Origin of the sequence: Streptomyces sp. NPDC087844 (assembly GCF_044742785.1) — a bacterium.
Classification (GTDB): Bacteria; Actinomycetota; Actinomycetes; order Streptomycetales; family Streptomycetaceae; genus Streptomyces.
This window is the reverse complement of the sequence record NZ_JBIUVD010000028.1, coordinates 48,229-61,835: the sequence shown is the minus strand read 5'-3', so window position 1 is coordinate 61,835 and position 13,607 is coordinate 48,229. Positions and strand designations below refer to the sequence as shown.

The following is a 13,607-nucleotide window of genomic DNA, read 5'->3' as shown; positions in this document are numbered from 1 at the left end:
CTCCGTCCGACCCCTCGGACGGTCTCGACACGATGACCAGGTGGCCTCGACACGATGAACGCCGATCTCGTCTATTTCGCCGCTCTCCAGGAGAAGCTCGCCGCGATGGCCACCGCCGAGCGGCCCGCGATCGAGCGTGCGGCCCGGGCCGTCGCGGACAGCATCGCGGCCGGAGGAGTCGTCCACTACTTCGGCAGCGGCCACTCGCAACTCGTCGCCGTCGAACCGCTGCAGCGTGCCGGCGGACTCGCGCCGGTCAACGTCATCGCCGACCCGGCGCTCTCCCCCGTCGCCCCGCGCCACGCCGGCGCGGCCGAACGCGTCAGCGGCTACGCGGCGGCCGTCCTCCGTACGGCTGACATCAGGGCGGGTGAAGTGGTGGTCGTGGTCTCCAACTCCGGGATCAACGCCGTGCCCGTGGAATTCGCCGTCGGCGCACGGGAGTTGGGGGCGACCGTCGTCGCCGTCACCAGCCGGGCGCACTCCCTGGCCGCCGAGTCGCGGCACCTCGGCGGACAGCGGCTGCTCGATGTCGCCGACATCGTCATCGACACCCACGGCAGCCCCGGCGACACGGTGGTGCCCCTGGGCGAGCTGGCCGTGGGTGCCCTGTCGACCGTGCTGGGGGTGGCCCTCGTCAACGCGCTGACCTGCCGGGCGGCCCAACTGCTCGTCGAACACCACGGGCGGACACCGCCGTTGATCGTCAGTCAGAACACGGACGGCGACGCCCAGCGCCGCAACGACGAACTGCTGGAGCAGTACAAGGACCGCTGCCCGAGAGACTGACGTACCGATCCGACCGACGAGGCAACGCCAGGAGGCCGATGATGGACAGCACACACCGGGTGCGCCGCCGCATCGCCGCGACGGTCTGCGCCGTCGCCCTCGTGCTCCCGCTCGCCGCGTGCGACGCGCTCACCCCGGGCAGCGCGACGACGGTGCCGGGGCCCACCGGCGTGCCGTCCTCGACCGCCGTGCCGGACGGGGACGTCACGCTGCGTCTGCAGTTCGCCGACGCCCCGCTGATGGTCGACGCGCTGATCGCCGCGTTCGAGAAGCACCATCCCGACATCGGCGTCGAGCCGCAGTACAAGACGTTCTCGGACTACGTCCAGAACCTCAAGCTGACCATGACCTCGGACACCGCCCCCGACATCGCCCAGTACGCGGTCGGCATGACCGACCTCGCGGCGGACGGCCACATCCTCGACCTGGCGCCCTACCGGGAGGCGTACGGCTGGGACGAGGCCATTCCCCCGGTCAGTCTCGACCAGCTCACGGCGGGACGGACCAGCGAGGCGACCGGCGGGCGCGCCCTGTTCGGGGTCCCGGCGGGCCTGTCCATGACGGGCATCTACTACAACAAGGAACTCGCCGAGAAGGCCGGGATGGACGCTCCCCCGAGGACGCTGGACGAGTTCGAGAAGCGACTCGCCGCGGCCGAGGACGCGGACCTCACCCCGCTCGGGGTCGGCGCGCTCGACTCCGGTGGTCTGCACCTGTGGGCCGCCCTGCTCAACCAGCTGATGCCCACGGACGAGTACTGGGACTGGGTGAACGGCAGGAAGGGCGCCACGATGGAGAACCCGGCGGCGGTGGAGGCCAGTGAAGTCATGATCGAGTGGGGCCGCAAGGGGTACTACAACGAGTCCGCGAACGGCACCGCGCAGGTCGACTCGACCGCCCAGTTCGCCAAGGGCGACAGCGTCTTCCTGATCAACGGCAACTGGGCGGCCGGGCAGCTGGCCACCGTCATGGGGGACAACGTCGGGTTCTTCCCGATGCCCGGCGAACAGGCCGGCTCCCCCACGGTGGCCTCGGGGTTCAGCGTGTCGTACGCCGTGTCGGCCAAGACCGAACACCCCGAGGCGGCAGGCGCGTTCCTCGACTTCCTGACCTCCCCCGAGGCGGGCCAGATCATCAGCGACAACGGCTTCATGCCACCCAACCCCGACGCCGTGAAGAAACCGACGGGTGTGCTCGCGGACATCGCGGAGGGGCACCGGCGGGCCGTGGCCGACGACGGCATCACGACGTTCCCCGACTTCGCCGCGCCCGCGATGCTCGACCGGCTGCGCTCCGGCGTCCAGAAGCTCATCGCGGACCGCGTGGAGCCCGCGGACTACCTCGACTCTCTGCAGGACGAGTGGGAGGACCATCATGGGGAGTAGGCCGCCCGTCCGGAACCGGGAGGCACGCAGGCGGTGGCGCGGGTACCTGTACGTCCTGCCCGCCTTCGCCGTCTACTTCGCCTTCGCGGTGCTGCCCGCCCTGCACACGGCGTATCTGTCGCTGTTCGAGTGGGACGGCGTCACGCTCGGCGAGTGGGTCGGGCTCGGCAACTACGCGGAGATCTTCCAGGACCCGATCCTGCGCCGGTCGGTGGTCAACGCCCTGGTCCTCGTGGTGTTCTTCTCCTTCGTGCCCATCGTGCTCGGACTGCTGTCGGCGGGCCTGCTGGCCCGTTACCGGCGGCCCGGCATGGGCGCGTACCGCTTCCTGTTCATGCTGCCGCAGGTCGTGCCGCTCGTCGCGGTCGGCGTGACCTGGCGCTGGCTGTACGGGGACGACGGGGTGGTCAACCAGGTGTTCCGCGGGGTGGGGCTGGACAGTGCGGCCCGGGCGTGGCTGGGCGACTTCGACGCCGCGCTGATCGCCGTGGGACTCGTCGGCACCTGGGTGCTGAGCGGTCTGTGCATGATGCTCTTCCTCAGCGGCGTGCAGAAGGTGGACCCCAGCCTGTACGAGGCGGCCAGGATCGACGGCGCGGGCCCGGTCCGCGAGTTCGTGTCCGTGACGCTGCCGCATCTGCGCGGTGAACTCGCGGTCGCCATGACCGTCACGACGGTGGCCGCGCTGGCCAGCTTCGACATCGTGTACGTGACGACGAACGGCGGTCCGGGCGAGCAGACGACGGTCCCCGGTCTCCTCGTGTACCGGCTGGCGTTCTCCGAGGGCAAGGTGGGGCTCGCCGCGGCCCTGGCCGTCGTGCTGGGCGTCCTGATACTCGCGATCGTCTACCTCATCAACCGTCTGTCGAGGGATCGGACATGAACACCGTCGCGCGCTCGGAACGCTGGTCCGGCTACGCGCTGCTGACCGTCATGGCGATCGTCGTCGTGATCCCGTTCCTCAGTGTCTTCCTCGCCTCGCTCCAGCCGGCCGGCACGCCCGTGGTGGGTCTGACCTGGCCGGAGCGGTGGAGCTGGGACAACTACGAGACGGCGTGGTCGGTGGCCGGCTTCTCCGACCTGATCCGGCACAGCCTCGTCATCGCCGTCGGTGTCGTACCGGCCTGTCTGGTCCTGTCCGCGCTGGCGGGGTACGCGCTGGGCACCATGAAACTGCCCGGCGGCAACGCGATGGCGGCGTTCTTCATCGCCGGTCTGACCATCCCGGTGGAACTGATCGTGGTGCCCCTCTACTTCGACCTGCGCGGTCTCGGGCTGACCAACTCGTACCTGGGCGTGATCCTGGTGGAGATCGCGCTGTTCATGCCGTTCAGCGTGTTCTGGATGCGTACGCACTTCCTGTCGACGCCCACGTCACTGGTGGAGGCGGCCCGGATGGACGGCGCCTCGTCGGCGACGATCCTGGTACGGATCCTGCTGCCGCTGGCCCGGCCGTCCCTGATGACGCTCGGGCTGCTCGTCTTCATGTGGTCGTGGAACCAGTTCCTGCTGGTGCTGGTCCTCATCCAGGACACCACCAAGCACACGGCGCCCGCGGGTCTGGGGTTCTTCGTCGGTCAGAACAGCACGGACATCCCCACGCTGGCGGCGGGGACGATCATCGTGATGCTGCCGATCCTGATCCTCTTCGTCGTCTTCCAGCGCAGCTTCATCGCGGGACTGCTGCAGGGGGCGATGAAGGGCTGAACGCGAAGGGTCGAGCGGTGAAAGTAAGTTGAGCGGTGCAGCGGTGTTGACGGGGCTCGGGGGCGGACCTGACGGTCAGGCCGCCTGCGAGGCGTCCGCGTGCGAGTCGGGCCGGGGGGCGGCGGTCGCCCACTCCAGGACCAGTCGCTGGTAGTCCCGCCGCTGCTCACCGCTCAGTGTTCCGCCGGCCCGGAGCCACAGGGCCCGGATCTCTTCGTTGACCTCGGCGGCTGACCTTTGCGTGGCTCCCGGCGCACGACGGTGAGTGGTGGACATAGCGTGAATCATACGGGGCTGTGCGTGAAGACCATGTGAGTGGAGACTGTGATCCTTACCGCCTTTCGGCGGCTGTGACAAGGGCCACGGCGTGCGGCTTCCGCATCCGGCTCAGTCAGACGGGCCCGGATCCGGAGCCAAGGACCAGCGTCTGGATGGCCAGTACGGCGCCGCCCCGCGCCCAGTCGTGGAAGTCGGACACCTTGGTCTCCAGGTTGACCGGGTCGGCCTGGGGATGGCGGTTGTCCAGGATCGCCCGCTCGACCACCGGACCGGCCACGTCGACCAGACCCACTCCCTCCCCGGCGAGGAGGATCTTCTCCGGCATGGCGAAGTTGGCGATCTGTGCGACGAGGGTGCCCAGGGCGCGCGCCGCCTCGTCGACGACCCGGGCAGCCATGGGTTCGCCCTCGGCGGCCAGCGCGAGGACCTCGTCGTACGTGACGTCGCGGCCGGTGGCGGCCCGGACCTGGTAGCGGATGTTCGGGATGGTCAGCAGGGAGATGGCGCTGCCACGCCCGCCCTCGGGCGTGAGCGGGCCGTTCGGGTTCACCATCCAGAAGCGGCCGACCCCTCGCCCGTCCTCGGCGGTCACCACCCGCTTGCCGCCGCTGACCAGGCCGTAGCCGAGGCCCGCGCCGATGGTGAGGACCGCGAACCGGTCGAGGCCGCGTCCCGCGCCGAACCAGCTCTCGGCCTCGACGAGCGCGTTCACGTCGTTCTCGACGACGACGGGCAGTCCGGTGCGCTCCTCCAGCAGCCGCGCCAGAGGGACGTCACGCCAGCCGAGGAAGGCCGACTCGTCGACGACGGAGCGGTCGGAGGCGCGCCCGCCCAGTCCGATGCCGATCCCGGCGAGGCCCGGGAAGTCCCGGGCGAACTCCTCCGTGACCGCCCGCAGCACCTCCACGACGTGCTGCGGATCGTGGCCGGCCAGGGCTAGGTCGTGGCGGGCGACGATCTCGCTCCTGAGGGTCGTGACGACCCCGTAGACCATGTCCTCGGTGATCTTGAAGCCGATGAAGGTGCGGGATTCGGCGACGATGTCGAGAGGCTGGGAGGGTCGGCCCTGGCGCACCTCGGCGTCGGGAAGTGCGCTGCCCTCGGGGACCTCGACCAGCAGGCCGGACTCGATGAGCGGCTTGGTGAGCCGGGTCAGGCTGCCCGCGGACAGGTCGAGCCGTCGGGCGATGTCGCTGCGCGACAGGGGGCCGTGCGTGAGGACCTCGATCGCCACGGAGCGTTCACCGGGACTGAGCGGCAGCCAGCTGGCGGCGCGTGCGGTCATGACCGACCCCCTTGTCATGTCATTGCTTTTGGTTCAGAAGTAATGATGCCACTTCTGGCCGCGTAAACCCATCGAAGCCCAGGAGAGAAAGTTATGTGCAGACCTCTTGACGGCTGGATTCTTTCGACCCAAAAGTAAGTGGGCCCCGAGAACGAGCCGCAGACGAGGGAGTCTCCCGATGACCGTCGCCTCAAGCAGCCCACCGTCGCGTCTGCCACCGCGCGGCGTCGAGGGGACAGTTCCCAAGCCGAGGAGCGGCAGGAAGCGAGAGCGTGACGGTGGCGGTGACGGGGCCCTCGCGGCACTGTTCATCGCGCCGGCCATGCTGGGTTTCCTGGTCTTCCTGCTGTGGCCGACGCTGCGCGGCATCTATCTGAGCTTCACCCGCTTCAATCTGCTGACCCCGGCCGAGTGGGTCGGCCTCGACAACTACCGGCGCATGGTCAACGACCCCATCTTCTGGGACTCGATGCAGGTCACCGTCGAGTACGTGTTCATCAACATCGGTGTCCAGACGGTCTCCGCGCTGGCCGTCGCCGTCCTCCTGCAGCGCCTCACCCGGTCCGCGGCGCTGCGGGGCGTCGTGCTCACCCCGTATCTGATGTCGAACGTCGTCGCGGGCATCGTCTGGCTGTGGATGCTCGACACCCAGCTCGGCGTCGGCAACGAGATCATCGCGGGCCTCGGGTTCGACCGCATCCCGTTCCTCGCGGACGAGACGTGGGCGATCCCGACGATCGCGCTGATCAACGTGTGGCGGCATGTCGGCTACACCGCGCTGCTGCTCTTCGCCGGACTGCAGGCCATCCCCGGCGACATGTACGAGGCCGCGAAGGTCGACGGGGCGAGCGAGTGGCGGATGTTCTGGCGGATCACCATGCCGCTGCTGCGGCCGGTGCTGGCCGTGGTGCTGATCATGACCGTGATCGGCTCGTTCCAGGTCTTCGACACCGTGGCGGTGACGACCAACGGCGGCCCCGCCAACGCCACCAACGTGCTCCAGTTCTACATCTACGGCTCGGCGTTCGGCCGCTTCCAGTTCGGCTACGCCTCGGCGATGTCCGTGGCGCTCCTGGTCGTGCTCAGCGCGATCACCATCCTCCAGTACCGGCTCACCCGAGCCGGGCAGACCGACCTCGGCTGACGAAGGGAGCGACCGACATGACCGCCGTGACGGCAACGACAACGACCACGAAGGTACGGCCCGAGCGCCGAAGGCTCTCTCCCGGGAAGGTCGCGGCCTGGACGGTGATGGCCGCGATGGTCCTCATCACCCTGTTGCCTTTCTACTGGATCCTGCGCACCGCGCTGTCCTCGAACACGGCGCTCGCGGCCCACCCCGGCGACGCCCTGCCCGTGGACCTGACGACCGGTGGTTTCGAACGCGCTCTGGGCCTGCAGTCCACCGAGGAGGCGATCGCCCAGGGCGGTTCGGGCGGCGGGCTGAAGTTCTGGCGCTATCTGCTCAACTCGGTGATGGTGTCCACCCTGATCACCGTCTTCCAGATCCTCTTCTCCGCCATGGCCGCGTACGCCTTCGCCCGGCTGCGGTGGCGCGGCCGGGACAAGGTGTTCGGGCTGTTCCTGGCCGGGCTGATGGTGCCCACCATCTTCACGCTGCTGCCGAACTTCGTCCTCATCAAGCAACTCGGCCTGGTCGACAGCCTGTTGGGTATCTCCCTGCCGACGATGTTCATGACCCCGTTCGCGGTGTTCTTCATGCGCCAGTTCTTCATGAACGTGCCCCGGGAGGTCGAGGAGGCGGCGCTGCTCGACGGGGCCGGGAAGATCCGCGTCTTCTTCCGCGTCATGCTGCCGATGGCGTCCTCCCCCGTCCTCACCCTGGGCGTGCTGACGTACATCACCTCCTGGAACGACTACTTCTGGCCGCTGATGGTCTCCTACAGCGACAGTTCGCGCGTGCTCACCGTGGCCCTGGCCATCTTCCGGGCGCAGACACCGCAGACCGGTTACGACTGGTCCGGCCTGATGGCGGCGACGCTCATCGCCGCACTCCCGATGCTCGTGCTCTTCGGCTTCTTCGCGCGCCGCATCGTCAGCACCATCAGCTTCACCGGCATAAAGTAAGGGGACGGGCATGCGAATTCGTACGCGTACAGCCGTGGCACTGACCGGGGCGCTGGCGCTGTCCCTGGTGACGGGCTGCGCGCAGGGCGGAGCCGCCGGAGCGGGCGCGGACACGGTCACGTACTGGCTCTGGGACTCCAACCAGCAGCCCGCCTACCAGGCCTGCGCCAAGGACTTCGAGAAGCAGAACCCGGGCCTGGACGTGAAGATCACTCAGATGGGCTGGGCCGACTACTGGACCAAGCTCACCGCGAGCTTCATCGCGGGCACCGAGCCCGACGTGTTCACCGACCACATCCAGAAGTTCGGGCAGTTCGCCGACCTGGACGTGCTCGAACCGCTGGACGACCTGGGCATCGACGACTCCGCCTACCAGCCGGGTCTCGCCGCCAACTGGACCGGCCGGGACGGTCACCGCTACGGCGCCCCGAAGGACTGGGACACCGTCGCCCTCTTCTACGACAAGAAGATGACCGAGAAGGCCGGGCTGGCCGCGGAGGAGCTCAACGGCCTCGCCTGGAACCCCAGGGACGGCGGCACCTTCGAGAAGGCCATCGCGCATTTGACCGTCGACAAGAACGGCAAGCGCGGCGACGAGGAGGGCTTCGACAAGAACAACGTAGAGGTGTACGGGCTCGCCACCGGCGGCGCCGGCGACAGCGACGGGCAGACCACCTGGAGCCCGTTCGCCGCCTCGGCAGGCTGGAAGTACACGGACAAGGCGCGCTGGGGCACCGAGTACAGGTACGACAGCAAGACCTTCCAGACGGTGGTCGACTGGTACTTCGGCCTCGCGAGGAAGGGCTACCTCGCCCCGTTCACCGACTACACCGACGGCGCCAACCCGCCCAACGCCCAGGTCGCCTCCGGCAGGGCGGCGACCGCCCTCGACGGCGCCTGGATGATCTCCACGTACTACGGCACCAAGGGGCTCGACGTCGGGACGGCCGTCACCCCGGCCGGTCCGACCGGCAAGCGGGCCACCATGATGAACGGCCTCGCCGACTCCATCACCAAGAACGCCCACAACAAGGCGGGCGCGAAGAAGTGGGTGCGGTACCTGGCCTCCGACGAGTGCCAGAAGACGGTGGGAGGCTACGGCATCGTCTTCCCGGCGACCCCGGGCGGTACCGAGGCGGCCGTGGCCGCGTACAAGGCGAAGGACATCGACGTGTCCGCCTTCACCGGTCCGGTCGCGGACAAGAAGGACTTCACCACCTTCTCCTTCCCCGTCACCGACTACGCGGCGGACGTGTACGCCCTGATGCGCCCCGCGATGCAGGACGTCTTCGCCAACAACGCCCCGGTGAAGGGCCTGACCAAGACCAACGACCAGATCAACTTCGTCCTCGGCCAGTGACCCGGACAGTGACTCAGACGCTGGCTCAGACAGTGACCCGGACAGTGAAAGGCACACACTCCATGACGTTCTCCCTCGGCATCGTCGGCGCCGGCCAGTTCTCCGGCCAGTTCGCGAAGCTGTTTCTCGCCCACCCGGGTGTCGGCGACGTGTACGTCACCGATCTGCTGCCGGAGCGCGCCGAACAACTGGCCGCCGCCGAAGGGCTGGCGGGCACCTTCCCCTCGTACCAGGCGATGCTGGAGTCGGAGGCGGTGGACGCCGTCGCGATCTTCACCCAGCGCTGGACCCACGGCCCGCTGGTCATCCAGGGGCTGAACGCCGGCAAGCACGTCTACTCGGCCGTGCCGATGGCGATCACCCACGAGGAGATCGCCTCGATCATCGACACGGTACGGGCCACCGGACTCACCTACATGATGGGTGAGACCAGCCAGTACAACCCGGCAACCGTCCATGCCCGCAACCAGATCGCGGAGGGCTCCTTCGGCCGGCTCTTCTACGCCGAGGGCGACTACGTGCACGACATGGACCTCGGGTTCTACGAGGCCTACCAGTACAGCGGCGGCGAGAACTGGAAGGCGACCGCCAGCTACCCCCCGCTGCTCTACCCCACGCACTCGGTGGGCGGGGTCCTCGGGGCCTGGCAGACGCACGCGGTGAGCGTGTCCGCGATCGGGGTCAGGGACGACCGCGGGGACGGGGTCTTCGACGAGGAGATCAGCCAGTTCGACAACGACTACTCCAACGCCACCGCGCTGTTCGAGGTCGCGGGCGGCGGCTCGTTCCGTACCAACGAGTTCCGGCGGGTGGGCTACCCCTCGCACATCCGGGAGTCGCGTTTCCGGTTCTTCGGGACGGAAGCCAGCATGGAGCAGCTCGCCACGGTGGCCTTCTGGCAGGACAAGCAGGGGGTCGAGGACATCAGCGAACTCCTGGAGCCCAAGCCCACCATGTCCCCCGACGACCCCTCCCTGCGGCACATCGCACCGGAGCTGCGGGCCGCCTTCACCTCCGGATCGGCCCCGGTGCACGACCGGTCACGGCTGCCGAGGGAGTTCGACAACCTGCACAACGGCCACGAGGGCAGCCACCACTTCCTGGTGGACGACTTCGTGACCGCCGTCAACACCCGGACCCTGCCGTCGGTGAACGCGTGGGTGGCCGCCCGCTACACCCTGCCGGGCATCGTCGCGCACGAGTCGGCACGGCAGGGCGGGGCACGACTGGAGATCCCGGACTTCGGGGACGCGCCGGAGGCGTGACGTTTCTGTACGGTCCGGCCGTTCCCGGGAACGGCCGGACCGGCCCGGTCAGGTGCCCGGCTTGCGGCCGTACACGTAGACGTCGTCGTTCTTCTTCAGCAGCGACCAGTACTTCTTGGCGTCCGTCTTCGTCATGTTGACGCAGCCGTGCGAGCCGGGCGGGTTCCACATGCTCACGCCGACCGAGTGGAAGGCCTGGCCGCCGTCGAAGAACTGGCTGTAGGGCATGGGCACGTCGTAGATGGTCGAGACGTGGTCGATGTTGCGCCAGTAGATCTTCTTCAGGCCGGTACGGGTCTCGTATCCGTTGCGGCCCGTGCGCACCGGCACCGGTCCGTACACGAGGGTCTTGCCGTCCTGGATCCAGCTGAGCTGGAGCGTCAGGTTCACACAGGCGATGCGGCCCTTGTTGACCGGGCATTTGCCGTCTTTGTTGGGGTTCGTCCCGACGGCCTTCTGCTTGGTCATCAGATCCATCACGCCCCAGGTGACGGAGCCCGCGTAGCCGATGTTCGGGGTGATGCCGTGCTTGGTCTGGAAGGTCTTGATCGCCTTGCAGTCGGCGGTGGACTGCTTGCCGTCGACCGGCCGGCCGAGGAACTTCTCCACCTGTTTCTGATACGGGCCGCTCGAAGTGGTGCAAGTGGCCGCCTGCGCGGGCGCCGCGCCCAGTGCGACGGTCAGCGGCACCACCATGCCGGTGATCCCCAGTGCGACGGCTGTCCGTCTGCGAATGTCCCCCATGACCAGGCCTTCCCTCTTCGGTTCTGCTGCGATCCGGTCGATCCCTGCCAGTTGGACACGCGCCGGGGAATATCGGTTGTGGTATCGGACCGGCTGGAACGAAACGGTGACATGATCTTGAACCGGGTCATTCGGTACGGGAGCGGTCTCCCGCTCCGGGACGGTGTCGGTCGCCCTGGACGGGGCCAGTTCCCTGCGATTGGCCCCTGCTCCTGTCCCGGCTGCCCGCCTACGCTGCCGCCATGCATCCCGCACTCGCCGACGACCTCTCCCGGCTCCCCGAACTCCTGCAGTCCGCCCGTGACTTCGCCGCCCGCGAGGTGTCGGGGATCGAGGCACGGCCCGTGGTCCAGCAGGGCCGGGCGCCGGATCCGCGGCCCCTTCCTACCGAGGGTGCGGGTGCGCAGGGCGCCCTCACACGGTTCGCCGAGCGGTGGGCGCCCGGTTTCGCCGCCATCGCGGGCCCCCGCTATCTCGGCTTCGTCACCGGCGGCGCGACTCCGGCCGCGGTCACCGGGGACTGGCTGACCAGCGTCTACGACCAGAACGCCGCCGGCGGCGACGGTTCCTCGGCGTCGGCTCTGGAGCGGGAGACGCTGGGCTGGCTGCGGGAGCTGTTCGGGTTCGGCGAAGCACACAGCGGTGCCTTCGTGACGGGCGCGACCATGTCGAACACGGTCGGGCTGGCCCTGGCACGCGAGTGGCTGGGCGACCATAAGGGGATCCGCGTGTCCGAGGCGGGCGTCGCCGCGCTCGGCCCGGTCACCGTGCTCTCGGGCAGCCCGCACTCCAGCATCCCCAAGGCCCTCTCCGTCCTGGGCATCGGCCGCGACCGGCTGCGTACGGTGCCGGTGCTGCCCGGCGGCCGGGAGGCGGTCGACGTGGCACGGCTGGCGGAGGCGCTCGAAGCGCTGGACGGGCGCCCGGCGGTGGTCGTGGCCAACGCGGGCACGGTGAACACGGTCGACTTCGACGATCTGCGGGCGATCGCGGAGCTCAAGGAGCGGTACGACTTCTGGCTGCACGTGGACGCCGCCTTCGGCGGTTTCGCCGCGCTGTCCCCCGCACACGCGCACCTGACCGACGGCATCGACGCCGCCGACTCGGTCTGCGTCGATCTGCACAAGTGGCTCAACGTCCCGTACGACGCGGCCGTGCAGTTCACCCGCCACCAGGAGTTGCAGGTGCGGGTCTTCCACAACGCGTCGCCGTACCTCGGACTGCCCACCGGGGAGCCCGACTTCGTGCATCTCACGCCGGAGAACTCCCGCAGGCTGCGCGCGCTGCCGGCCTGGTTCTCGCTCACCGCTTACGGGCGCGAGGGGCATCGCGAGATCGTCGAGCGCAACGTGGCCCAGGCCCGGCGGCTCGGCGAGGGGATCGCGGGGGTACCGGGCCTGCGCCTGCTCGCGCCGGTCCGGCTGAACGTCGTCTGCTTCACCCTCGCCGGGTCCGCCACCGAAGAGCGGGTGCACGCGCTGGGCCGGGCGGTCGCCGAGTCCGGCGAGGCGTTTGTGACACCGACCGTCCTGGAGGGGACGCACGCGCTGCGGGCCGCGTTCAGCAACTGGCGGACGTCCGGGGCCGACACGGACCGGGTGCTCGAAGCGGTGACGCGGGCGGCCGGCGAACCGGAGTCCTGAACAGCCGGGTCCCGGCGGCAGGTGCCGGCCGCTTCAGCTCTTCCGCCCTGCGGGCCGCTGTGCTTGTCTGGGGGCCGTTTTCGAGGGCCGGGGCGGGAGTTGCCGTATGAGCAGGCCGTGGATCGGTGGAGTGCTGGCGGGAGCACTGCTGCTCACCGCGTGCGGGGATCCCTCGTCGGGACCCGAGACCGCGTCCACGCCCTCAGCCCCAGGAACCGCCTCGACCACGCATCGGCGCCCGGCCGCCACGCCCGGGGCGAGCGCCGGAGTTGGGTCCGACGCGTCCGCCGGGCGTTCCGCCTCCCGCCCCACCGTCCTCTACCTCGGCGACTCCCTCGCCATGGAGAACCAGCAGGTCCTCGGCGGACTCCTGCGGGACGAGGAGAGGGCGCGCTACACCAGCGCCCCCTACTCCGGCACCACTCTGTGCGACTACCTGGAGGGCACCGGCGAGGACTCCCTCGTCCCGCCGAAGGACAAGGCGGCCGCCCTGGTGCGCCGGCTGCGGCCGGACTTCGTGGTGCTCCAGTTCTGGGGCAACGCCTGGGGTTACACGCCCTGCATGGACGGCATCACGTACGACAAGGAGCGGGACGGGTACTTCGCGCGCTACACCGCCGACGCCGGGCGGCTGACGGACCAGATCGCGGAGGCCGCGAACGGAGCGAAGATCGTCTGGGTGCTGCAGGGACCCGACCCGATCACTCCCGACCGGGTCCGGCGTGTCAACGCGGTGTACGAGCGGCAGGCGCGGGCCTCCGGTGATCTGCTCGCGGACGCCGGAAAAGCGGTGAGCGCGGCCTCGGCCCGCTACACCTGGACCCAGTACCTGCCGTGCACCGCGTACGAGCGTGCGCACGGCCCGTACTGCACGCAGCCGGGCAGTGGCCGCACCGCTCTGCACCGCGACGACGACTACCTGCACTTCTGCCTGGCACCCACCACCTCGACGCCCGAGCCCTGCCCCGTCCGCTCCCCCGGCATCCTGCGCATCACCCGCGCGATCAGCCGGACGATCGGTCAGGCCGTGGCTCCGGCGGCGGACTGAACCCGGGCACCGGA

General features: G+C 69.3%; 13 protein-coding genes. 10 read left to right on the top strand and 3 right to left on the bottom strand.

The genetic code is table 11. From position 1 onward, the window contains the following. Positions 1–54 precede the first annotated feature (54 nt). The 4 genes from ACIOKD_RS36965 to ACIOKD_RS36950 are packed head-to-tail and all read left to right on the top strand — an operon-like array spanning position 55 to position 3,881. Positions 55–789 carry a sugar isomerase domain-containing protein gene (locus tag ACIOKD_RS36965; RefSeq protein WP_402092448.1) on the top strand — a complete coding sequence of 245 codons (735 nt, stop codon included), beginning with the start codon at positions 55–57 and terminating at the stop codon, positions 787–789. Positions 790–827: 38 nt separating this feature from the next. Then, the gene (locus ACIOKD_RS36960) at positions 828–2,174 is read left to right on the top strand and encodes an ABC transporter substrate-binding protein (RefSeq protein WP_402092446.1); all 1,347 of its coding nucleotides are present in this window, start codon (positions 828–830) and stop codon (positions 2,172–2,174) included. Next, positions 2,164–3,057, top strand: coding sequence for a carbohydrate ABC transporter permease (locus ACIOKD_RS36955; protein WP_402092444.1), 894 nt, complete (start codon positions 2,164–2,166; stop codon positions 3,055–3,057). The genes ACIOKD_RS36960 and ACIOKD_RS36955 overlap by 11 nt, the downstream gene beginning before the upstream one ends. Then, entirely contained in the window at positions 3,054–3,881 is an 828-nt protein-coding gene (locus tag ACIOKD_RS36950; RefSeq protein WP_402092442.1) for a carbohydrate ABC transporter permease, read from the top strand. Before ACIOKD_RS36955 ends, ACIOKD_RS36950 begins: the two co-directional genes overlap by 4 nt. A gap of 75 nt (positions 3,882–3,956) precedes the next feature. Here ACIOKD_RS36950 and ACIOKD_RS36945 read toward each other — a convergent pair whose 3' ends face one another. Both ACIOKD_RS36945 and ACIOKD_RS36940 read right to left on the bottom strand, forming a co-directional pair. After that, the gene (locus ACIOKD_RS36945; protein ID WP_402092441.1) at positions 3,957–4,169 is read right to left on the bottom strand and encodes a hypothetical protein; all 213 of its coding nucleotides are present in this window, start codon (positions 4,167–4,169) and stop codon (positions 3,957–3,959) included. A 103-nt stretch (positions 4,170–4,272) separates the two neighbouring features. Further along, positions 4,273–5,445 (bottom strand): ROK family protein, encoded by a 1,173-nt coding sequence (locus tag ACIOKD_RS36940; protein ID WP_402092440.1) that lies wholly within the window; start codon positions 5,443–5,445, stop codon positions 4,273–4,275. Between the two features lie 178 nt (positions 5,446–5,623). Between ACIOKD_RS36940 and ACIOKD_RS36935 the strand changes: the two genes are divergently transcribed. From ACIOKD_RS36935 to ACIOKD_RS36920, 4 genes are all read left to right on the top strand, one after another. After that, entirely contained in the window at positions 5,624–6,589 is a 966-nt protein-coding gene (locus ACIOKD_RS36935; protein ID WP_402092439.1) for a carbohydrate ABC transporter permease, read from the top strand. Positions 6,590–6,606: 17 nt separating this feature from the next. Next, on the top strand, positions 6,607–7,533 hold the full coding sequence (locus tag ACIOKD_RS36930) for a carbohydrate ABC transporter permease (protein WP_402092438.1): 927 nt from the start codon (positions 6,607–6,609) through the stop codon (positions 7,531–7,533). A gap of 10 nt (positions 7,534–7,543) precedes the next feature. Beyond that, a complete protein-coding gene (locus ACIOKD_RS36925; RefSeq protein ID WP_402092437.1) occupies positions 7,544–8,893 on the top strand; it encodes an ABC transporter substrate-binding protein in 1,350 nt (449 codons plus the stop codon). Positions 8,894–8,955: 62 nt separating this feature from the next. Beyond that, positions 8,956–10,158, top strand: coding sequence for a Gfo/Idh/MocA family protein (locus tag ACIOKD_RS36920; RefSeq protein WP_402092436.1), 1,203 nt, complete (start codon positions 8,956–8,958; stop codon positions 10,156–10,158). 48 nt (positions 10,159–10,206) lie between these two features. Here the strand turns inward: ACIOKD_RS36920 and ACIOKD_RS36915 are convergent, their stop codons facing one another. After that, positions 10,207–10,902, bottom strand: coding sequence for a L,D-transpeptidase family protein (locus ACIOKD_RS36915; RefSeq protein WP_402092434.1), 696 nt, complete (start codon positions 10,900–10,902; stop codon positions 10,207–10,209). 242 nt (positions 10,903–11,144) lie between these two features. Between ACIOKD_RS36915 and ACIOKD_RS36910 the strand changes: the two genes are divergently transcribed. Together ACIOKD_RS36910 and ACIOKD_RS36905 are read left to right on the top strand one after the other, a co-directional pair. Continuing rightward, positions 11,145–12,545, top strand: a complete 1,401-nt coding sequence (locus ACIOKD_RS36910; protein ID WP_402092433.1) for a pyridoxal phosphate-dependent decarboxylase family protein — start codon at positions 11,145–11,147, stop codon at positions 12,543–12,545. A 106-nt stretch (positions 12,546–12,651) separates the two neighbouring features. Then, positions 12,652–13,593 (top strand): SGNH/GDSL hydrolase family protein, encoded by a 942-nt coding sequence (locus tag ACIOKD_RS36905; protein ID WP_402092432.1) that lies wholly within the window; start codon positions 12,652–12,654, stop codon positions 13,591–13,593. Positions 13,594–13,607: the final 14 nt, after the last annotated feature.